General features: G+C 67.8%; 25 protein-coding genes and 1 tRNA gene. 18 read left to right on the forward strand and 8 right to left on the reverse strand.

The features are described 5' to 3' along the window. The first annotated feature begins 2 nt into the window (after positions 1–2). The 3 genes from ACOZBP_RS13730 to ACOZBP_RS13740 are packed head-to-tail and all read left to right on the forward strand — an operon-like array spanning position 3 to position 3560. A complete protein-coding gene (locus ACOZBP_RS13730) occupies positions 3–1583 on the forward strand; it encodes an ATPase, T2SS/T4P/T4SS family (protein ID WP_422676880.1) in 1581 nt (526 codons plus the stop codon). Between the two features lie 8 nt (positions 1584–1591). Next, positions 1592–2566, forward strand: a complete 975-nt coding sequence (locus ACOZBP_RS13735) for a type II secretion system F family protein (RefSeq protein ID WP_422676881.1) — start codon at positions 1592–1594, stop codon at positions 2564–2566. Positions 2567–2591: 25 nt separating this feature from the next. Then, complete coding sequence (locus ACOZBP_RS13740; protein ID WP_422676882.1) at positions 2592–3560, forward strand: type II secretion system F family protein; 969 nt, start codon at positions 2592–2594, stop codon at positions 3558–3560. A gap of 3 nt (positions 3561–3563) precedes the next feature. Here the strand turns inward: ACOZBP_RS13740 and ACOZBP_RS13745 are convergent, their stop codons facing one another. Together ACOZBP_RS13745 and ACOZBP_RS13750 are read right to left on the reverse strand one after the other, a co-directional pair. Further along, on the reverse strand, positions 3564–3995 hold the full coding sequence (locus ACOZBP_RS13745) for an SRPBCC family protein (RefSeq protein ID WP_422676883.1): 432 nt from the start codon (positions 3993–3995) through the stop codon (positions 3564–3566). A gap of 28 nt (positions 3996–4023) precedes the next feature. Next, complete coding sequence (locus tag ACOZBP_RS13750; RefSeq protein ID WP_422676884.1) at positions 4024–4398, reverse strand: hypothetical protein; 375 nt, start codon at positions 4396–4398, stop codon at positions 4024–4026. Positions 4399–4484: 86 nt separating this feature from the next. Between ACOZBP_RS13750 and ACOZBP_RS13755 the strand changes: the two genes are divergently transcribed. The 5 genes from ACOZBP_RS13755 to uraH all read left to right on the forward strand — a co-directional run bounded on the left by ACOZBP_RS13755 (position 4485) and on the right by uraH (position 7094). Further along, positions 4485–5801 carry an amidohydrolase gene (locus ACOZBP_RS13755; RefSeq protein WP_422676945.1) on the forward strand — a complete coding sequence of 439 codons (1317 nt, stop codon included), beginning with the start codon at positions 4485–4487 and terminating at the stop codon, positions 5799–5801. Between the two features lie 66 nt (positions 5802–5867). Beyond that, positions 5868–6011, forward strand: coding sequence for a hypothetical protein (locus tag ACOZBP_RS13760; protein ID WP_422676885.1), 144 nt, complete (start codon positions 5868–5870; stop codon positions 6009–6011). Between the two features lie 31 nt (positions 6012–6042). Next, a complete protein-coding gene (locus ACOZBP_RS13765; RefSeq protein WP_422676886.1) occupies positions 6043–6384 on the forward strand; it encodes a RidA family protein in 342 nt (113 codons plus the stop codon). Continuing rightward, on the forward strand, positions 6384–6593 hold the full coding sequence (locus ACOZBP_RS13770; protein ID WP_422676887.1) for a hypothetical protein: 210 nt from the start codon (positions 6384–6386) through the stop codon (positions 6591–6593). The genes ACOZBP_RS13765 and ACOZBP_RS13770 overlap by 1 nt, the downstream gene beginning before the upstream one ends. 99 nt (positions 6594–6692) lie before the next feature. Then, the gene (gene uraH, locus ACOZBP_RS13775; RefSeq protein WP_422676888.1) at positions 6693–7094 is read left to right on the forward strand and encodes a hydroxyisourate hydrolase; all 402 of its coding nucleotides are present in this window, start codon (positions 6693–6695) and stop codon (positions 7092–7094) included. Between the two features lie 27 nt (positions 7095–7121). On the opposite strand, the gene dapE is transcribed toward uraH, so the two are convergent. After that, complete coding sequence (gene dapE, locus ACOZBP_RS13780; RefSeq protein ID WP_422676889.1) at positions 7122–8309, reverse strand: succinyl-diaminopimelate desuccinylase; 1188 nt, start codon at positions 8307–8309, stop codon at positions 7122–7124. A gap of 49 nt (positions 8310–8358) precedes the next feature. Between dapE and ACOZBP_RS13785 the strand changes: the two genes are divergently transcribed. Both ACOZBP_RS13785 and ACOZBP_RS13790 read left to right on the forward strand, forming a co-directional pair. Next, positions 8359–8835, forward strand: coding sequence for a cupin domain-containing protein (locus ACOZBP_RS13785; protein WP_422676890.1), 477 nt, complete (start codon positions 8359–8361; stop codon positions 8833–8835). A gap of 47 nt (positions 8836–8882) precedes the next feature. Next, positions 8883–10148, forward strand: a complete 1266-nt coding sequence (locus ACOZBP_RS13790) for an MFS transporter (RefSeq protein ID WP_422676946.1) — start codon at positions 8883–8885, stop codon at positions 10146–10148. Positions 10149–10191: 43 nt separating this feature from the next. On the opposite strand, the gene ACOZBP_RS13795 is transcribed toward ACOZBP_RS13790, so the two are convergent. Together ACOZBP_RS13795 and ACOZBP_RS13800 are read right to left on the reverse strand one after the other, a co-directional pair. Continuing rightward, positions 10192–10509, reverse strand: coding sequence for a hypothetical protein (locus ACOZBP_RS13795; RefSeq protein ID WP_422676891.1), 318 nt, complete (start codon positions 10507–10509; stop codon positions 10192–10194). Between the two features lie 63 nt (positions 10510–10572). After that, the gene (locus ACOZBP_RS13800) at positions 10573–11856 is read right to left on the reverse strand and encodes a hypothetical protein (RefSeq protein ID WP_422676892.1); all 1284 of its coding nucleotides are present in this window, start codon (positions 11854–11856) and stop codon (positions 10573–10575) included. Between the two features lie 136 nt (positions 11857–11992). On the opposite strand from ACOZBP_RS13800, the gene ACOZBP_RS13805 reads away from it, so the two are divergent. Further along, positions 11993–12069: transfer RNA gene (locus ACOZBP_RS13805), tRNA-Arg, on the forward strand. A gap of 56 nt (positions 12070–12125) precedes the next feature. On the opposite strand, the gene ACOZBP_RS13810 is transcribed toward ACOZBP_RS13805, so the two are convergent. Beyond that, entirely contained in the window at positions 12126–13283 is a 1158-nt protein-coding gene (locus tag ACOZBP_RS13810; protein ID WP_422676893.1) for a DUF1624 domain-containing protein, read from the reverse strand. Between the two features lie 84 nt (positions 13284–13367). Between ACOZBP_RS13810 and ACOZBP_RS13815 the strand changes: the two genes are divergently transcribed. From ACOZBP_RS13815 to truA, 6 genes are all read left to right on the forward strand, one after another. Next, the gene (locus ACOZBP_RS13815) at positions 13368–14525 is read left to right on the forward strand and encodes a patatin-like phospholipase family protein (RefSeq protein ID WP_422676894.1); all 1158 of its coding nucleotides are present in this window, start codon (positions 13368–13370) and stop codon (positions 14523–14525) included. 141 nt (positions 14526–14666) lie between these two features. Next, entirely contained in the window at positions 14667–15008 is a 342-nt protein-coding gene (locus ACOZBP_RS13820; protein WP_422676947.1) for an acyl-CoA thioesterase, read from the forward strand. 71 nt (positions 15009–15079) lie between these two features. Beyond that, entirely contained in the window at positions 15080–15661 is a 582-nt protein-coding gene (locus ACOZBP_RS13825) for a peptide deformylase (protein WP_422676895.1), read from the forward strand. Next, complete coding sequence (locus ACOZBP_RS13830; protein WP_422676896.1) at positions 15661–15876, forward strand: hypothetical protein; 216 nt, start codon at positions 15661–15663, stop codon at positions 15874–15876. The genes ACOZBP_RS13825 and ACOZBP_RS13830 overlap by 1 nt, the downstream gene beginning before the upstream one ends. A gap of 27 nt (positions 15877–15903) precedes the next feature. Further along, on the forward strand, positions 15904–16872 hold the full coding sequence (fmt, locus tag ACOZBP_RS13835; protein ID WP_422676897.1) for a methionyl-tRNA formyltransferase: 969 nt from the start codon (positions 15904–15906) through the stop codon (positions 16870–16872). Further along, positions 16872–17621 (forward strand): tRNA pseudouridine(38-40) synthase TruA, encoded by a 750-nt coding sequence (gene truA, locus ACOZBP_RS13840; protein ID WP_422676898.1) that lies wholly within the window; start codon positions 16872–16874, stop codon positions 17619–17621. Before fmt ends, truA begins: the two co-directional genes overlap by 1 nt. A 3-nt stretch (positions 17622–17624) precedes the next feature. On the opposite strand, the gene ACOZBP_RS13845 is transcribed toward truA, so the two are convergent. Together ACOZBP_RS13845 and ACOZBP_RS13850 are read right to left on the reverse strand one after the other, a co-directional pair. Continuing rightward, positions 17625–18029: a YidB family protein gene (locus tag ACOZBP_RS13845; protein ID WP_422676899.1), complete on the reverse strand. Its 405-nt coding sequence runs from the start codon at positions 18027–18029 to the stop codon at positions 17625–17627. Between the two features lie 73 nt (positions 18030–18102). After that, on the reverse strand, positions 18103–18240 hold the full coding sequence (locus ACOZBP_RS13850) for an entericidin A/B family lipoprotein (RefSeq protein ID WP_312783127.1): 138 nt from the start codon (positions 18238–18240) through the stop codon (positions 18103–18105). A 100-nt stretch (positions 18241–18340) separates the two neighbouring features. Here ACOZBP_RS13850 and ACOZBP_RS13855 point away from each other — a divergent pair, with 100 nt between their 5' ends. Further along, positions 18341–20005 carry a thiamine pyrophosphate-binding protein gene (locus ACOZBP_RS13855; RefSeq protein WP_422676900.1) on the forward strand — a complete coding sequence of 555 codons (1665 nt, stop codon included), beginning with the start codon at positions 18341–18343 and terminating at the stop codon, positions 20003–20005. Positions 20006–20024: the final 19 nt, after the last annotated feature.

Below are 20024 nucleotides of genomic sequence, written 5' to 3' on the forward strand. Positions count from 1 at the left end.
TCATGTTCGGCAAACGCACGGCGCAGGTCGGTCTCGCGGTCTCTCCGCGGCCGACGCCGGCCTCGGCCCCTCAGCCGGACGTCGCCGTCGCACGCGCGCCTGAACCTATCGACGCCTTTTCTCCCGAAGAACTGGAGGCGCCGGCGCGGCCGGTGTCGGACGCTGCTGACCGGCTGGACGCCCTGGCCGCCAGGCCGCGTCCTGAAGGCCCGGCGCCCGCGCCCGGCGGCCCCGTCAAGGGACCGCGCGCCACCCCGGGCCTCGAACAACTGAAGAAGGCCCAGGCGGTCGCGGAGATCGTTCGCGAACAGTCCGACTACTATCACGCCACGAAGACGACGATCTTCAACGCGTTGATGAACACGATCGACCTGTCTCAGCTGGCCCAGCTGGACCAGAAGGCGGCGTCCGAGGAAATCCGCGACATCGTCGCCGAGCTGGTGGCGATCAAGAACGTCTCCATGTCGGTGGCCGAGCAGGAGCATCTGGTTCAGGACATCGTCAACGACGTCCTCGGCTATGGTCCGCTGGAGCCGCTGCTGGCCCGCGACGACATCGCCGACATCATGGTCAACGGCGCCGGCCGGGTCTTCATCGAAGTCAACGGCAAGGTGCAGCTGACCAACGTTCGCTTCCGCGACAACACCCAGCTGATGAACATCTGCCAGCGGATCGTCAGCCAGGTCGGCCGCCGCGTTGATGAATCCAGCCCCATCTGCGACGCCCGCCTGCCCGACGGCAGCCGCGTCAACGTCATCGCCCCGCCGCTGGCCATCGACGGCCCGACGCTGACGATTCGTAAGTTCAAGAAAGACAAGCTGACGATGAAGAACCTGGTGGAGTACGCCTCCATCAGTCCCGAGGGCGCGCGCGTCCTGGGGGTCATCGGCGCCTCGCGATGCAATCTGGTCATCTCCGGCGGAACTGGCTCGGGCAAGACGACCCTGCTCAACACCCTGACGGCCTTCATCGACCCGACCGAGCGCGTGATCACCTGCGAGGACGCCGCCGAACTGCAACTGCAGCAGCCGCACGTCGTGCGCCTGGAAACCCGTCCGCCCAACCTGGAAGGTCAGGGCCAGATCACCATGCGCGATCTGGTCAAGAACTGCCTGCGGATGCGTCCCGAGCGCATCATCGTCGGCGAGGTCCGGGGACCAGAGGCTTTCGACCTGCTGCAGGCGATGAACACCGGCCACGACGGCTCGATGGGCACGCTGCACGCCAACTCCCCGCGCGAGGCCATCAGCCGGATGGAGTCCATGATCACCATGGGCGGCTACGGGCTGCCGTCACGGACGATCCGCGAGATGATCGTGGGTTCAGTCGACGTCATCGTCCAGGCGGCTCGCCTGCGCGATGGCTCGCGCCGCATCACCCACATCACCGAGGTGGTGGGGCTGGAGGGCGACGTGATCGTGACCCAGGACCTGTTTGTCTACGAAATCACGGGCGAAGACGCCCACGGCAAGATCACTGGCCGACACCGCTCGACCGGCATCGCGCGGCCGCGTTTCTGGGATCGCGCCCGCTATTACGGCCTGGAGCGTGAATTGGCCGAAGCCCTGGACGCGGCGGAGTAGAGACGGCGATGCTCCCCATTCTCGCGGCGTTTCTGGCCTTCATCACCATCGGCGGCCTTGGATGGGTGCTGGTCAGCGGCGACGACGGCTCCAGCCAGGCGGTGAAGCGCGCCAAGTCCATCAGCGCCGGTCGTGCAGAAACGGCGACCAAGCGCGCGGCGGTGGTCAATACGCCCGAGGCGCGCCGCAAGCAGATCATGCTGCAGCTGCAGGAGGTGGATCGGCGCGATCGCAAGGCGCGCATGACCATGAGCGCCAAGCTCAAGCAGGCCGACCTGTCGATCAGTCTGCGCACCTTCATCATCATCAGCGTCGTTCTCGGCGTCGTCGGCGCCGTGATGGCGTTTCTTCTGGGCCTCAATCCGCTGTTGTCGCTTGGGATCGGGCTGGTCATGGGGCTGGGCGCGCCGCGCTGGGTCGTCAACATGAAGGGCAAGAAGCGGATGAAGAAGTTCTCGCTCGCCTTTCCCGATTCCGTCGACATCCTGGTGCGCGGCATCAAGACGGGCCTTCCGGTCCACGACTGTTTCAAGATCATCGCGCGTGAAAGTCCCCAGCCGCTCGCGGGGGAGTTCCAGCAACTGGTGGAAGGACTGGGCGTCGGCCTGACCCTGTCCGAAGCCCTCGACAAGATGTTCGAGCGCATGCCCGTCCCCGAACTCAAGTTCTTCGCCATCGTCATCGCCATTCAGCAGAAGAGCGGAGGCAACCTGGCCGAAGCGCTCGGCAACCTCACCACCGTTCTGCGGGCCCGGCGCATGATGGGCGAGAAGATCAAGGCCATGTCGTCGGAAGCCATCGCCTCGGCAGGCATCATCGGCTCCTTGCCGCCGGTGGTCATGATGCTGGTGATGGTCGCGAGCCCGGCCTACATGATGCTGCTGTTCACCGACATGCGCGGGCAGGTCATGCTGCTGGGGGCGGCGCTCTGGATGAGCTGTGGCGTCTTCATGATGAAGCGCATGATTTCGTTCAAGTTCTGATGGGAAGAATGTCGTGAACGGCTTCATGCAATTCATCACCGATCCCCAGAACCTGCTGAGCATAGGCGTGGGCGTTGCTGTCTTCGCCAGCGTCCTGACCCTGCTCGGCTCCTTCATGGGCGGCGAGCGGCTCGACAAGCGAATGAAGGCCGTGGCCGAGCGCCGCGACGAACTTAAGCGCCGCTCGCGTCAGGCGATGAAGGGCGGGAACGCCAATCCGGCCACGCTGCGTCACTCCGACGGGGGCTTCAAGAAGCACGTCGTCGAGCGCCTGAACCTGACCCAATTGCTGGAAGACCCCAAGGTCGCAGAAAACATGGCCCAGGCCGGGTTCCGCGGGCCTCGTCCGCTGACCACCTTCTACTTTTTCCGCTTCGCCACGCCGTTCATCTTCATGGTGGTGGCGGCCTTCTACCTGTTTGTCGTCAACGACTTCGGCTTCAACCTGACGCTCAAGCTTTGCGCCCTGGTGTTCGCGGCGGCGGCCGGGTTCTATGCGCCGAACCTCTACCTCCAGAACCGCATCGCCAAGCGGAAGCAGTCGATCGTGGCGGCCTTCCCGGACTCGCTCGACCTTCTGCTGATCTGCGTCGAATCGGGCATGTCGATCGAGGCGGCCATCCAGAAGGTCAGCCAGGAAGTGGGCAGTCAGTCGATCGAACTGGCCGAGGAACTGAGCCTGCTTTCCGCCGAGCTGAGCTACCTGCCCGAGCGCCGGATGGCCTATGAGGGCATGGCCAGGCGGACCAACCATCCGGGCATCCGCGCCGTGGCCACCGCCATGACCCAGGCCGAGACCTACGGCACGCCGCTGGGCAATGCGCTCAGGGTGATGGCCAAGGAAAACCGCGACCTGCGTCTGGCCGCCGCCGAAAAGAAGGCCGCCGCCCTGCCGGCCCAACTGACCGTGCCGATGATCGTCTTCTTCCTGCCGGTGCTGTTCGTGGTCATCCTGGGTCCGGCGATCATCAATATCCAGGACATGATGAAGTGACGCTCAGCCCTCGGCGGCGCGCCGCAAGGCCTCGCTGATGTCCTCATAGGCGCTGCGGATCGTCTTGCGATGCCTGTCGTGGAACAGTTCGCCGCGCAGGCCTGAGAAGATCACCCCGTTGGAGACGATGCAGTTGCCGCGCTCCAGCTCCTCTATCTCGTAGTAGCGGATGGCGTTGAACAGCCAGCCGCGTTTCTCGGCCCACACCAGTTGCGAATAGGGTTGCCAGTCGCCCAGACGCGCCTGCACCTGACGCTCGCCCATTCCGGGCAGGGCCTCAGTCAGGCTGATGCTCGCGCCGAAGGCCAGGGCTCCGGTCACCCCGGTCTCGTAGGGGTTCCACCTGTGCCAGTTCTCGAGATCCGACAGGATCTCCCAGATGCGGTCCGACGGCGCGTGCACGCCGATACGCTTCTCGATACGGGTCGTGTCCATGATTTGCCTCTGACACGGCTTTTCGACTTTAGGAAGTCGTGTCGATCGGATCAGAAGGCGGAAGGGCGGGCTTGAGGCGTCGTCCATCGTCCAGACCCAGCCGCGCCTTGACCTCGAACAGGTCGGCGCCGGCGGGCACGATCAGCAGTTCCTCGGGGCGTCGAGTGTTGACCGCCACCACGGCGTTCTTGGGACAGATGTCGAAACAGTCGGCGCCGACGACGGCCAGGGCGTCCTTGCGGCTCTTTCCGGCGTGGAGGTAGCGGCGCAGGGCCTTTTTCAACGTCTTGTCGCCTTCGGGGCCGAAACCGCCATTCAGCTTCTTGGAGCATTTGCGGCACACCAGAACGACCTCGTTCCAGCGGGTCTTTGAAACCTTGAAGGGTTTGGGCGCCTTGCTCATGCGGTCCGAAGATCGGCGTTCGCGACGGCTTGCACAAGCGGTGTTCGCTCGCGCAACATGAACTTCACAAAGGGGAGTTCGTCATGATCATTCGCCGCTGCCTGATCGCCGCCGCTATAGCCGCCACGACCCTGTCGGGGGCGGGCCACGCCCTGGCCCAGGTTCCGGCCGCTAGCGTCAACGCCGCCGTGAACCAGATCATGCCCGAAGTGGTGGCCTGGCGTCGCGACCTGCATCAGCATCCCGAACTAGGCTTCGCCGAAACCCGCACGGCGGGCGTGGTCGCCGATCACCTCCGGGCCCTTGGTCTTGAGGTCCGCACCGGCGTCGGCAAGACGGGCGTGGTCGGCGTTCTGCGCGGGGCGCGGCCCGGCCGCACGGTCGCCCTGCGCGCCGACATGGACGCCCTGCCGGTCAAGGAGGCGACGGGGCTGGCCTTCGCCTCGACCGCGACGGGGACCTATATGGGCGAGACGGTGCCGGTCGCCCACGCCTGCGGCCACGACGCCCATGTGGCCATGCTGATGGGCGCCGCCGAGGTGCTGGCCGGCATGAAGGACCAGATCAGCGGAACCATCGTCTTCATCTTCCAGCCGGCGGAGGAGGGCGCGCCTCCGGGCGAGCGTCTGGGCGGGGCCGCCCTGATGATCGAGGAGGGCGCGCTGAAGGACCCCGCGCCCGAGGCCATCTTTGGTCTGCATGTCGTGCCGGGCGTGCCCGGGACCATCTTCTATCGCCCGCAGGGCTTCATGGCCGCCTCGGACCGGGTGGACATCGTCCTGCACGGCAAGCAGACGCACGGGGCATGGCCGTGGAAGGGCGTGGATGTCATCGCCGCCGCCGCCAATGTGGTGCAGACGGTCAACACCCTGACGGCGCGCACCATCGATCCGACCACGACGCCGACCGTCTTCACCATCGCCACGCTGGATGCGGGCGTGCGCTACAACATCATTCCCGACAGCGCGACGCTGAGCGGCACCTTGCGCACCTTCGACGTGGCCCAGCGCGACGCCCTGGTCGCTCGCGCCGAAGCCGCCATCGACAACGTGGCCGAGGCCTATGGCGCGACGGCCGACTTCGCGGTCAAGCAGAACGCCGCCCTGGTCTTCAACGACGAGACCCTGTCGGCCTGGCTGGCGCCCGTGCTGGAAGAGGCGGCGGGGCAGGGCAAGGTCAACCCGGCCACGCCCCCGACCACGGTGGCCGAGGACTTCAGCTATTTCCAGCGCGTGGTTCCGGGCGTCTTCTATCACCTGGGCGGCAGTCCCGACGGCGTTGATCCGGCCATGGCCGCGCCCAATCACTCGCCGCAGTTCGACGTCAACGAAAAGATCCTGCCTCTGGGCGTCAAGGCCCACGTCTTCAGCGCCTTGCGTTTCCTGGAGCGTCCCGAAAACTGATTGTTTCTGTTTATCAAGGGGTAAGCATCAAGGCGCATCCTCGCGGCTCCTGACGAGGGTCCGCCGATGTCTCGCCTGCCGCTGAACCTGCCGTCCGCAGCGCCGCTGCGTCCTGCGCCCCGCCGCCTGCGCGACGCGGTCTTCTTCTGCATCGCCTTCGCGGCGGTCTTCCTCGCCGCCCTGCTGGCGATGGAGATGTGGCTGGGGTAAGCGAAGAGGCTCGACTTCAGGAGGCCTCCCCATGATCACCCGCATCCAGCCCAGCGCCCGCATGAGCGAGGCCGTCATCCACGGCAACACCGTCTATCTGGCCGGTCAGGTCGGCGAACCGGGCGACGACGTCACGGCCCAGACGAAGACGACGCTGGCCGAGGTCGACGCCCTGCTGGCCCAGGCCGGCACCGACAAGTCCAGGATCCTGATGGCCACCATCTGGCTGGCCGACATCGCCGACTTCGAGGCCATGAACGCCGTCTGGGACGCCTGGGTCGATCCGGCCAATCCGCCCGCTCGCGCCACCAGCGAAGCCCGGCTGGCCACGCCTGACTACCTGGTCGAGATCATCGTCGTGGCGGCGCTCTGATGGCTCTCGACAAGGAAAGCGAGCTGGAGCGGTTCAAGGCGACCCGTGTCACCGCCCTCTACCGTCTCGACCTGATCGAGAAGGGGGCGCAACTGAGCTATGAGGACGGCACGCCGGTCGACATGGCCTCGGAAGCCCAGCGGCTGAAGGACCAGGTCGCCGACATGGACCGTCGCATCGCCCGGCTGGAGGCGGCGGGCGAGGCCTGATCTTCGCAGACTGGTGAAATGTGGGCCGTCGCCGATCCGCCGCCGTGTTTCGCGCGAATAAGGCGGCGCTATCGCCCTATAGTTTTCGGAGATCGTTCGATGAAGCTTCGCACCCTCGCCATCCTTGCCGCCGCGGTTTCAGCCTGCGCCTTCCCGGCGGCGGCCGAGACGATCTCCACCCACGTGCTGGACCTGGCGCGCGGCGTCGGCGGTCGGGACGTGCCGGTGACCTTGCAGATCAAGTCGGCCGAGGGCGGCTGGCGCGACCTGGCGACCCGCCGCACGGACGAGAACGGCCGCGTCCGCTCGTTCGGCGACGCGATCAAGACCGAGGCGGCGACCTATCGCCTGGTGTTCGACATGTCGCGTTATGGCGAGCCGACGACGCCGCCCTTCTTCCCGGAGATCGACGTGGTCTTCCAGGTGGTCGATCCCAGCGTCCACTATCACGTGCCGGTGGTGGTCAGCCCCTACGGCTACAGCACCTATCGCGGCAACTAGGGCCTCGGCGGTGTTCGGACGCCCCGATCAGAGGCGTTCGAACACCGTGCCGATGACCGCCTGATAGGCGTCGGTCAGGGCGCGCAGCTCGGCCTCGGGCACGCGCTCGTCCACCTGGTGCATGGTCTGGCCGACCAGGCCTAGCTCCAGCACCGGACACAGGGCGCGGATGAAGCGGGCGTCCGAGGTGCCGCCGGTGGTCGAGGCCTCGGGGCGGCGGCCCAGGGTCGCCTCCACCGCGTCCTGCACCGCCGTGACGAAGACGCCCGGCTCGGTCAGGAAGGCCTCGCCCGAGCACATGTGGGTCAGCTCGATGCGCAGGCCGGTCTCAGCCTGCACGAGGCCCGCCTCGCGATTCAGCCAGTCGATCAGGTCGTCGCCGGTGTGGGTCGGGTTGAAGCGGATGTTGAGCCGCGCCCTGGCCTCCGCCGGGATGATGTTGGTCGCCGGATTGCCCACGTCGATGGTGGTGATTTCGAGGTTCGAGGGCGGGAACTCCGGGAAGCCTTCATCCAGCACGTGGGCGTCGAGGCGGGCCAGCAATTTCGCCACGACGGGCGCCGGATTGGCCGCGCGGTCGGGATAGGCGACGTGCCCCTGTTTGCCGTGGACGGTGATCCAGGTGTTGAGCGAGCCGCGCCGGCCGACCTTGATCATATCGCCCAGGTGGTGGGCCGAGGAGGGTTCGCCGACCACGCAGGCGTCGATGACCTCGCCCTCGGCCGCCAGGGCCTCGACCACCCGCTTGGTGCCGTGCAGGGCCGGACCTTCCTCGTCGCCGGTGATCAGGAAGGAGAGGGAGCCGGGGACTTCGCCTTCCGACAGGACCCGCGACACGGCGGCGACCCAGGCGGCGATGCCGCCCTTCATGTCCACGGCGCCGCGTCCGTACAGGATGCCGTCGCGCGTCTCGCCCTCGAACGGGGCGGCCGTCCAGGCGGCTACGTCGCCGGTCGGCACCACGTCGGTGTGGCCGGCGAAGCAGAGGTTGGGCGAGGCCGTGCCGCGCCGTGCGTAGAGGTTCTCGATGCGGGCGTCGTGACCGACGCCGGTCGGCCCCTCGAACACCATGCGGCGGCAGGTGAAGCCCAGCCCGGTCAGGGTGCGTTCCAGCACGTCCATGGCCCCTTCGTCGGCGGGGGTGACGGAGGGAATGCGGATCAGGTCGCGGGTCAGTTCGACAGGATCGATGACGGAATGTGATGCGGCGCTCATGGGCTCTATGCTTTAGGCATATCCCGCATCCGCGAGAAGGCCCGAAACCGTGCCGAAGATCGACATCGACAAAGCGCCCACCGGACATGGGACGGGCTACCCGGACGAGTTCGCCGCCCCCTGCAAGCCGCGGCGGCGCTGGCGGCTGGGCGATGCGGTCGGCCTGAACCAGTTCGGGGTCAATCTGCTGCGCCTGCCCGCCGGGGGCTGGACCAGCCAGCGCCACTGGCATTCGGCGGAAGACGAGTTCGTCTGGGTGGTCGAGGGCGAGGTAGTGCTGGTCGAGGAGGACGGCGAGACCGTGCTGGTCGCCGGGGACTGCGCCGGCTTCAAGGCGGGTGTCGCCAACGGCCACAAGATTGAAAACCGCAGCGACCATGAAGCGGTGCTGCTGGAGGTCGGATCGCGCCACCCGACGGAAGACGCCTGCGACTATCCCGACATCGACATGATCCTGCCCACCGGGGCCGACCGCTACTTCCACCGCGACGGAACCCCCTATCCGAAGACGCCCAGAAGAACGTGACCACAGACAGTATCGACACCGCCCCGACCGTTCCGCCCCAGCCGCCCTTGCCGCCGGATTCGCATGACGGCGGGCCGTCTAGCCCCCATTCCAGTCCTTGGGCTATTCGCGATTTCCGCCTGCTGTGGGTTGGCCGTGTCGCCGCCGTCCTGGGGATCCAGATCCAGTCCTCGGCCCTGTTGTGGCAGGTCTATGAGATCGCCCGCCGCGATCATCCGATCGCCGAGGCCAGCCTCTATCTGGGGCTGGTGGGTCTGTGTCAGTTCCTGCCGCTGCTCGCCTTCACCCTGCCCGCCGGGGCCATGGCCGACCGGCGCGACCGCAAGCACACCGTGACCCTGTCCATCGTGGTCGAGAGCCTGTGCGCGCTCGCCTTCCTCGCCATGGCGCTGCACGGTTCGCCGCCGCTATGGGGGCTGCTGGCGGTGGCCGCCGTCTTCGGCGCGGCGCGCGCCTTCCTCGCCCCGGCCAGCCAGGCCTTCCTGCCCATGGTGGTGGGGCGCAAGGCCTTGCCGCCGGCCATCGCGGCCCAGTCCATCGCCTTCCAGACCGGGGCCATCGCCGGCCCGGCGCTCGGCGGGGTCATCGTCGGCTTCGCCGTGCCCTGGGCCTACGCCTCGGCCATGGCGCTGTTCTTCGTGGCCATCGCCTGCTTCCTGCTGATCCGCACCAAGGGCAAGCCGCAGTTCGTCGAGACGGGCGTAGGGCCGATGGCACTGGTCAAGGAGGGTCTGTCATACGTCTGGAAGACCAAGATCGTGCTCGGCGCCATCTCGCTGGATCTGGTGGTGGTGCTGCTGGCGGGGGTGGCCCTCCTGACGCCCATCTTTGCGCGCGACATCCTGCATGTCGGGCCGCAGGGGTTCGGCCTGCTGCGGGCCTCTTTCGGGGTGGGGGCATTGCTGGTGGCGCTTTATCTCAGTCGCTTTCCCATCGTGAAGCACGGCGGGCGCTGGATGTTCGCCGCCGTGGCGGTGTTCGGCCTGTCGACGCTGACATTCGGCCTGTCGCACTGGGTCTGGCTCAGCGCGCTGGCCCTCTTCATCGGCGGCGGAGCAGACATGATCAGCGTCAATATCCGCCAGACCCTGATCCAGCTGGCCACGCCCGATCACATGCGCGGACGGGTGTCGTCGGTGTCCATGCTGTTCATCGGGGCGTCCAATGAACTGGGCGAGGCCTATTCCGGGGTCATGGTGCGGCTGCTCGGCCCCGTGGGGGCGGCGGTGTTCGGCGGCTTCGGCGCCCTGGCCGCGACCGGCATCTGGGCCAAGGTCTTCCCCAGCCTGCGCAAGGCCGACAGGCTGACCTGACGGCGGGGCCCCTCTCTCGTGCGAGAGAAGGGCCTCGGTTCGATCAGTTGGTGTCGGGAACGCGCGTGTCAGTGGCCGGGTTGACGGCGCCGGCGCGACCTTCGGCGGCGGCTTCGGCCTGATTGTCTTCCAGCTTGTCAGCGACCTTGCCGGCGCCGCTTTCGACGGCCTGGGCCGCCTTCATCGCGCCGGATTCGATGACCTCGCCGGTCTGGGCCGCGACATCGGCGGCCTTGTCGCCAGCGGCCTCGGCGTTGACCTCGGCCTTGTTCTGCTCGGCCTGGGTGCAGGCGGCGGCGCCGAGCGCGAGGACGGATGCGGCGGCGATGGCCAGGGTGCGGGCGGGCGTGCGGGTGCGCATGGGAATATCCCCCTTCTTGCGATGAACCTTGGCTGTAAACGCGGTCAGGGGCTGCGAGTTGCCTTAGTCCAGGTCGACCGGCAGGGTCTGGCTGGCCAGCAGCCGCTCGGTCGTGGCCCAGTGATCCGGTCCCTGGCCCTCGACCCAGGTCTGCACCATGTCGCGACCCAGGCCATAGTTGATGATGTAGCTGCGGTAGGTATCGATGAAGTTCAGCCGCTGCGTCGCCCGGTCGCGCGCCACGAGATTGTATTTTTGGAGTTGATCCAGCGCCGTCTCACGGTCGATGCGCCCCGCCAGATAGGCGTCGGCCACCGTGTATTCCGCCCGGCCCAGCTCGCGCGTCAGGGCCAGAAGCTGCGTCTGCGCCTCCGCCGTCGCCGGGTCCAGCCCGGCCAGGGGATACAGCACGCGCTTTTCGAAATCGGTGCGCTCATGGCCGGGGAAGGCCAGGTCGATGCCATAGTTGGCGCTGCCTTCGGCGATGAAGGACATGGGGCTGAACAGGGGATAGACGCTCATCTCGACCCAGCCCTTTTGCTTCACAAAGGTCTGTTCCAGCAGGGCGTTATAGACGTGGTGGCCGGGGTAGCCCTCGTGGCAGCCCAGATCGACGGCGCGGTCGATATAGATGGGCAGGTCCGTGTTGACCTGGATCAGGCTGAAGGCGTTCCCCTTGTACCAGTTGTAGCCCGACCACGGCTTGTCGGTGACGAACTCCAGGGTGAAGGTCTCATGGGCGGGCAGGGTCATGCGCCGCTCGGTGCGCGCCTTGCACTCGTTGATGGCGGCCCGCATCACCGGCTCCAGGCGGTCCTTGGGAATGACGTAGCCGGCGCGAAACGCCGCGACGCGATCCGCCAGCGGTCCCTCGCCAGGAACCAGGGCGTCGATGCGCGCCAGCACCGGGTCATAGCTCGACAGAGGCCGAAGTTCGGGCCGCACGCCGAACTGGGCCTCGGCCTCGTCGGCGAAGCTCATCTTTTCGCCGCCCAGCATCCGCAGGCGCGCCGAGGCCGCCGAAACGTGGGCGGCCAGATAGGCGCGACGCTGCAGGCTCTCGGCGTCCAGACCGGCGGTCGGCAGGGCGTTCAGCCGCTGCGTCAGGGCGCTCGCGCCCTCGGCCAGCTGGGGCAGGGCGCGCGGATGGGCCTTGGCCGCCTCGGCCCACTCGGCCGGGCCGTAATAGGCGTCGACATAGCCGGGCTCGCGCTCGCCGATCTCCAGCGTCAGGGCGACATAGTCGCGCGCCACGGCGTCCAGACTGTCGGAGGTCGGCTTCGGCGCGCTAGCGCAGGCGGTCAGCAGACTGGCGCCCATCAGGGCGGCGATCGTCATATGGCGCATGGAAACTCCCTCTCTCCCGCCGGGACGCTAGGCGCTTGCGGCCTTCACGCCAAGAAGGCCGCGCGGGCGAGATTCAGGGATTGAGGCCGCCCGGCCCATGCTGTAAGCACCGCCGTCCGGCTCTTGAGCCGCAGACGCACCCGTAGCTCAGCTGGATAGAGTGCTGCCCTCCGAAGGCAGAGGTCACAGGTTCGAATCCTGTCGGGTGCGCCATAGTCTTCCCTTCCAGTGATCCGCGCATCCAAGACGTCGTCGCCTCGGGCGTGGGCTTACAGATACTTCATCCACCATTGAGAGCTGCGGCGTTTAACCCCGGCGAACCAGCGGCAGGCGAACCAGCTGGGGACAGCGACCGCGAGCGCCAGCAGCCAGATCCAGCCCACGCCCGACACGCTGAAGACCTCGCCCTGATTGGCGCCGAACAGCGCCAGCGCCGCCAGATTGAGCAGGTGCAGGCCGTAGAGGTGGATCAGGTAGAAAAATAATGGCGCGCCGCCGAACACGGCGAGAAGGCCGACCAACCGCCCCGGCGCTCGCTCGAGCCCGGCCAGCAACAGGGCGCCGACGCCCAGCGTCGCCAGCAGGAAGTCGGCCGAGGGCGGGTATTTGGTCAGGTTCAGCACGCTCATCGTGGTGTGCAGCAGGTCAGGCTGCATCGTCCAGGGCTGATCGCCATAGAGGTTGAGGGCTCGCAGGACGATGAACAGCGACAGCATGGCGAGACCCAGGCCGATCAGGCGCCAGCGGCGCGTTGCGCCTTCCGCAGCGAACCAGGGCCCGATGCCGTAGCCCAGGGCGATGACGCCGATCCATGGCAGCAGGGGATAGGAGGTTCGCGCCTGTCCGCCCCATGGCAGATCTATGTAGCCGCGGTCATGCAGCACGGCCCAGATTGCATGCCCTGGCGCGCCCTCGGCCACGGTGATCGGATCCAGCAGATTGTGACCCAGAACGATGACCAGACCGAGCGCGATCAGCAGGCGGCGCGGCAGATGAACCAGCGCGGCCAGGGCGATCATCGACAGACCGATGACCCAGATGACCTGGAGGAAGACCGTGGTCGGCGCCAAGGAAAAGGTCCAGGCGAAGTTGACCAAGGTCAGCTCCAGCACGATCAGGAACAGGCCGCGCTTGAACAGGAAGGCCGAGGCCGCCGGCGCGCCACCCTTTTTCGAGGCGTAGAGCCAGGCGCTCAATCCCGTCAGGGCCACGAAGATCGGCGCGCACAGGTGGGCCGTCAGCCGGGTGAAGAAGAGGGCCGGGGAGGTCGCCGTCACATCCATCGGGTCCGAGACCTGGGCGTGGATGAAGAAGAACTCTCGCGCGTGATCGATCAGCATCAGCAGGATCACCAGGCCGCGCAGGGCGTCGATGGACTGGATGCGGAGCGAGGTCGCGGCGACGGATGTGGGGGCGGCAGGCGTCATGGGAACTTGCATATGTGATACATAATAACATTACAAACCTGATCATGGTTTGACGGCCATCGCGCGGCGTCCGATGAAGACGAGGTGAGCGAACCCATCCTGCCCGTCCGACGCCTGCCCAAGGGCCGCCTGCCTGCGCCCGCGCCGGGCATGGGACGGATCGAGGGGTTTTCCGACATTCGGCTGAGCGTCGAACAGGCCGAGGCCTCGCTGGAAGCGGCGGCGGATCGGCTGTCGCTGCCGCGTTCGGGCTGGTCGTCGGGGCGGTTCGACATGCTGGCCATTTCCGGCGGAGCGGCGGGCGGGGCCTATGGCGCGGGCGCTCTGGTCGGGCTGACGGAGGCAGGAACGCGGCCCGAGTTTGCGCTCGTCACCGGGGTCAGCACCGGCGCCCTGATCGCGCCGTTCGCCTTTCTGGGCTCGGCCTGGGACGAACGGCTGGCCGACGCCTATGTCGGCGGGCACGCGGCGGATTTGCTGAGCCTGCGCCGCCTGGCCTCGACCTTCACCGGCGGGCTGTTCCGGGGCGAGGCCCTGGACGCCCTGATCCATCCCTTTGTCGATGCGGCCATGATCGACGCGGTGGCGGCCGAGCACGCGCGGGGACGGCGGCTGCTGGTGGCGACGACCGATCTGGACAGCCAGCGCGCCTGCATCTGGGACATGGGGGCCATCGCCTCGCACGGCGGCGACAAGGCGGTGGCGCTGTTCCGCGAGGTTCTGGCAGCCTCGGCCAGCCTGCCCGGCCTGTTCCCGCCGCGTCGCTTTCCGTGCGAGGTCGATGGCGAAAGGTTCGAGGAGATGCACGTGGACGGCGGCGTCGCCGCGCCGCTGTTCCTGATGCCCGAGGCGCTGTTGCGCTGGAACCGGCTGGGGCGGCGGCTGCACCGGGGGCGGGTGCATGTGCTGGTCAATACGGTGCTGGAGCCCGCGCCGCGCACCACGGCGCCCAATGTGGCGGCGGTGCTGAGCCGAAGCTTCGACGCCATGCTGCGGTTCTCCTATCGTCAGGCCCTCGGCACGGCGACCACCTTCTGCGCAGGGCAAGGTCTGCCGATCAGCGTGGCCTCAATCCCTGACGCCCCGGATCAGGGCGGGATGCTGAGCTTTGACACCGCCACGATGAAGCGGCTGTTCGACGCCGCGCGCGAACGGGCGCGGGCGGGCGAGTTGTGGCGTTCGCCCGTGGCGGAGCGGCAAGGGCTTCAGGGGCTGCTGGACCGACTTCGCCCACGGGGATAGGGCGCAGTCTTGATGCGGTGGACGCCGAGGCGCATGGAGTGGCGCTTCTCCCCCCGGACTTCCCAAGGCCTTTCCGTGACCGACGCCGAACAGACCCCCGCCCAGCTTCCCGAAGGCCAGCCCGTCGGCCGCGTCATCGCCATGCCCGCCGACACCAACCCCGAAGGCGACATCTTCGGCGGCTGGCTGCTGGCCCAGATGGACCTGGCCGGCGCGACCCCGGCCTTCGAGCGGGCCAACGGCCGTTGCGCCACCGTGGCCCTGGACGGCATGGTCTTTCATCAGCCGGTCTCGGTCGGCGACGAGGTCTCGACCTACGCCAAGGTCATCCATACTGGCCGCACCTCGATCCGCGTCCATGTCGAGGCGTGGAAGCGTTCGCGCGGCCAGGCCGAGGCCCAGGCCGTGCGCGTGACCGAGGGGGTCTTCACCTATGTGGCCATCGATTCCGACCGCAAGCCGCGACCCCTGCCGCCGGTCTGACGATCAGGCAAGACCAAGCGCCGCACTCGGTAATTCTTGACGTTCGGCCGCTCGCATCCTACCTGCGGGCCATGGCTATTCGTCGCATCCTGACCATCGATAACGCCGCCGACCTGGCGATCCTCAAGGCCGTGTCCCCGCCCGTGGAGGGCGGCGTGACCGATGAGCTGCGCGTCCTGATGGATGACATGCTCGAGACCATGTACGCCGCCCCGGGCATCGGCCTGGCTGCGGCCCAGATCGGTGAGCTGAAGCGCGTCGTCGTCATGGACCTGGGCGACAAGCCGGTCGAGGGCGCGTCGGAAGACCCCGAGGCCGAGGAGAGCGAAGACCTGCAGCAGGCGCGTCGCAACCCGCGCTACTTCGTCAACCCGGAGATCCTCTGGGCCTCGGACGAGATGTTCGCCTATGAAGAGGGCTGCCTGTCGGTGCCGGAGTATTTCGACGCCGTGGAACGCCCGGCTCGCGTCCGCGTCCGCTACATGGATTACGCCGGCCAGCCCATCGAGGAAGAGATCGAGGGTCTCTACGCCGTCTGCTTCCAGCACGAACTGGATCACCTGAACGGCGTCCTGTTCATCGACCACCTGTCGCGTCTTCGCCGTGAGCGAGCCGTCGCCAAGGTCAAGAAGAACGCGAGGCTCGCCGCCTGATGGCCCGCAAGACCACGATCATCGACCCGCGCGGCCGTCGCCGCCTGACCCGCAACCAGAAGGTCGGCGCGGCCAGCCTGGCCACCATCGTCGCCGTCGGCGCCATCGGCGTGGTGGCGGGCCTGCTGCTGGATCGTCTACTCAACTTCGACGACGCCCTGGACGCGGGCGGCGAATGGGACGAGGGCGGCGGCGTCTATACGCGCTGGATGTAATCCGCCCCAGGGTCTAAAGGCGTGGCCATGCGCCTAGCCTTCATGGGAACCCCCGACTTCGCCGTGCCCTCGCTGGCCGAGCTGATCGCCTCGGGACACGAGATCGTCGCCGTCTATTCGCAGCCGCCGCGCCCCAAGGGGCGGGGCCAGAAGCTGACGCCGTCGCCGGTTCACGCCTTCGCCGAGGCCATGGGCCTGCCGGTCTTCACGCCTGAGAGCATGAAGTCGCCGGAGGCTATCGAGACCTTCCGCAGCCTCGATCTCGACGCCGCCTGCGTCGTCGCCTACGGCCAGATCCTCAAGCCGGAAGTGCTGGAAGCGCCGCGTCTCGGCTGCTTCAACCTGCATGGCTCGCTCTTGCCACGCTGGCGCGGGGCCGCTCCGATCCAGCGCGCCATCATGGCCGGCGACCGCCAGACCGGCGCCCAGATCATGCGGATGAGCGAGGGTCTGGACGAGGGCGCGATCATCCTGTCCGAGGTCATGGACATCCATCCCGACGACACGGCGGCCAGCCTGACCGAGCGCATGTCGCACCTCGGCGCCGCCCTGTGGCCCCGCGCTCTGGCCGCCATCGAACGCGGCGGCTTCACCGAGACGGAACAGGCCGGCGAGGCGACCTACGCGAAAAAGATCACCCCCGCCGAGGCCCGCATCGACTGGACCCGCTCCGCCGCCGAGGTGGACGCCCATATTCGCGGCCTGTCGCCCTTCCCCGGCACCTGGTTCGAGGTCGAGGCCGACGGCGAGCCGGTGCGCATCAAGGCCCTGATGTCGGCTTTGGTCGAGGGCGAGGGTTCGCCCGGCCAGGTGCTGGACGACGTCCTGACGGTGGCCTGCGGAACCGGCGCGGTGCGTCTGACCCGCGTGCAGCGTCCGGGCAAGGCGGCGCAATCCGCCGAGGAAATGCTGCGCGGTTTCGCGCTGCCTGTCGGCAGCATTCTTGGTGGGCCGCGGTCAGAAGGCTCCGCCTTCTCGACCCGACGCGGCCTGTAGTGCCCCGGTACCGCTTTACGGTCGAGTACGACGGCTCCGCTTACAACGGCTTTCAAGCTCAGGCGGGCCAACCGACGGTGCAGGGCGCGATCGAGACGGCGGTGACGGCCTTCAGCGGCCAGAGCGCGCGCATCGCCGCCGCCGGGCGCACCGACACCGGGGTCCACGCCACGGGCCAGACCTGCCACGTCGATCTGGAGCGGGACTGGCCGGCGCGGACGGTGATGAACGCGCTGAACGCCCACCTGATGCATGAGGCGGTGGCGGTGCTGGACTGCGCCCCAGTCAGCGACGACTGGCACGCCCGCTTCACCGCCAATGGGCGCAAGTATCTGTATCGCATCCTTAACCGTCCTGGCCGTCCCGCGCTGGATCGGGGTCGGGTCTGGCACGTCAAGAAACCGCTGGACGCCGAGGCCATGCACGCGGCGGCTCAGAGCCTGATCGGCCTGCAGGACTTCACCACCTTCCGCGACGCCCAGTGCCAGTCGGCCAGCCCGGTCAAGACGCTGGACGTGGCCCGCGTCGCCCGCGTCGGCGAAGAAGTGCATCTGGTGTTCGAGGCGCGCAGCTTCCTGCACCGTCAGGTGCGCTCGATGGCGGGCAGTCTGGCCGAGGTCGGTCTCGGCCGCTGGGCCGTGGCCGATCTGAGCATGGCGTTGGCCGCCAAGGATCGCGCGCGCTGCGGCCCGGTGGCGCCGTCAGACGGTCTCTATCTGACGGGCGTCACCTATGAGGCCGAAGCCTAGTTTCTAGCGTTTGAACAGGCCGCCCAGGGCGTCGCCGATGCCGCCCGGCAGGTTGTCCAGCAGGCCGCCCAGCATGTCGTCGGCGCCCTCGGCCGAGCCGTTCGGCGTCAGGCGGTCGACGGCTTCCGGCAGCAGGCCCGCCAGGGTCTCGCTGGCCTGTTCCGGCGAGATGCCCAGCCTAGCGGCGAAGTCGGCGATGGGGCCGGAGCCGAGCACCGCCGCGATCTGTTCGGGCGAAATCCCGGCGTTGCCGCCCTTGCCAATCCAGGACCCGACCACGTCGCCGAGGCCGTTCTGACCGAATTTCTCGGCCAGTCCGCCGACGCCGCCCTGACCCTTGAGCAGGTCCGAAAGACCGCCTGCCGCGTCTCCGCCCAGGCCGCCCAGCACGTTATCCAGAAGTCCCATGGTCATTCTCCGATTGAAGTCGGCAGCTTGAGGGAACGACGCTACGCTTTTACGGCAGCTCTGCAAGAAGGGCCTAGTTGCGGGCCGAGTTGGAGCTGGAGGTCACGGCCTGGCCGGCGGCTTCCAGATCGCGGCCGACGCCGGCGACCGTGTTGCAGGCGGCGGTGGCCAGGGCGGCGGCGATGACGCCGAGGACGATGAACTTGCGCATGGAAATTTCCCCGAAAAAAGTCGATTTGAGCGCTTCAACGTGAAGCTTGACCATAAGGTTGCATGGTCAAGATATCCTTCAGTCTGCTAACGGCGAAACCATGACGCAAGCTCCTGACACCGCCGCCCGCCGTCTGGTCGACACCCTGGTGATAAACGGGGTCGACAAGGTCTTCTGCGTGCCGGGTGAAAGCTATCTCGCCGTGCTCGACGCCCTGGCCGACGTGCGCGACCGGATCGAGGTCATCGTCTGCCGCCACGAAGCCGGCGCCGCCAACATGGCCGAGGCCTATGGCAAGCTGACCGGCAAGCCGGGCATCTGCATGGTCACGCGCGGACCCGGCGCTACCCACGCCTCGATCGGCGTGCATACGGCGCATCAGGACTCCACGCCTATGATCCTGTTCGTCGGCCAGATCGCCCTGACCGACCGGGGGCGCGGCGCCTTCCAGGAGGTCGACTACCGCGAGGTCTTCGGCGGCCTGGCCAAGTGGGCGACGGAGCTCGAAAGCCCCGAGCGCACCGTCGAGGTGGTCGAGCGCGCCTTCGCCACGGCCCTGCAGGGCCGCATGGGCCCGGTGGTCGTGGCCCTGCCCGAGAACATCCTGCACGACGCTGGCGGCCCGGCTCCTGTGCGGCCCGTCGTCGCCGCCAAGGCCGCGCTGGACCCGGCCTTCGTCGAGCAGGTGAAGGCGCGTCTGGCCAAGGCCGAGCGCCCCATGCTGATCCTCGGCGGGTCGGGCTGGACCGACGCCGCCACCGACGCCATTTCCGGCTGGGCCGAGCGTCTGGGCCTGCCGGTCGCCTTGTCCTTCCGCCGCAAGGACCTGATCCGCAACGACCATCCGGCCTATGCGGGCGATCTGGGCCTTGGCCCGAACCCGAAGCTGGTCGCGCGGGTCAAGGCGGCTGATCTGCTGCTGGTGATCGGCGCCCGCATGGGCGAGAATCCGACCCAGGGCTATACCCTGCTGGACCGGGCCCGGACGGCCGAGACCCTGATCCACATCCATCCGGGCGCCGAGGAGCTGGGCCGCGTCTGGGCGCCGAGCCTGTCGGCGGCGTCCGATAACTCGTTGGCGGCCCTGGCCCTGTCGAGCATCGATCCGGGCCGCACCTGGAGCGAGCAGGGCGCGGCCGCCCAGGCCGACTTCCTCGCCTTCTCCTCGCCCATCACGGTCAACAGCGCCGTGAACATGAGCGAGGTCATCGCCCATCTGGCGCAGGCTCTGCCCGAGGACGCCATCCTGACCAATGGCGCCGGGAACTTCGCCGCCTGGCTGCACCGTTTCCATCGCCATCAGGCCCGGCGGACGCAACTGGCCCCGACCTCGGGCGCCATGGGCTATGGCTATCCGGCGGCATTGGGGGCCAAGGTCGTCGATCCGTCGCGCGAAGTGGTCTGCATCGCCGGCGACGGCGACTTCATGATGAGCGCCAATGAAATGGCCACCGCCGCCCAGTATGGGCTCGGCGTCATCGTGGTGGTGGTGGACAACGGGACCTTCGGCACCATCCGCATGCACCAGGAGCGGGAATACCCCGCCCGCGTCATCGCCACCGAGCTGAAGAACCCCGACTTCGTCAAATACGCCGAGGCCTTCGACGCCTTCGCCGTGCGCTGCGAGAAGACCGAGGACTTCCCGGCGGCGCTTGCGGCGGGGCGCGAGGCTGCGGCGGGCGGACGTCCGGCCCTGATCCACCTGATCACCGACGCCGAGCAGATTGCGCCGGGGCGGACGATCACGGATTTGCGCGGGCAATAGTCTTTTACCCCTCCCGCTC

This window comes from Brevundimonas sp. NPDC058933 (assembly GCF_049315965.1).
Classification (GTDB): Bacteria; Pseudomonadota; Alphaproteobacteria; order Caulobacterales; family Caulobacteraceae; genus Brevundimonas.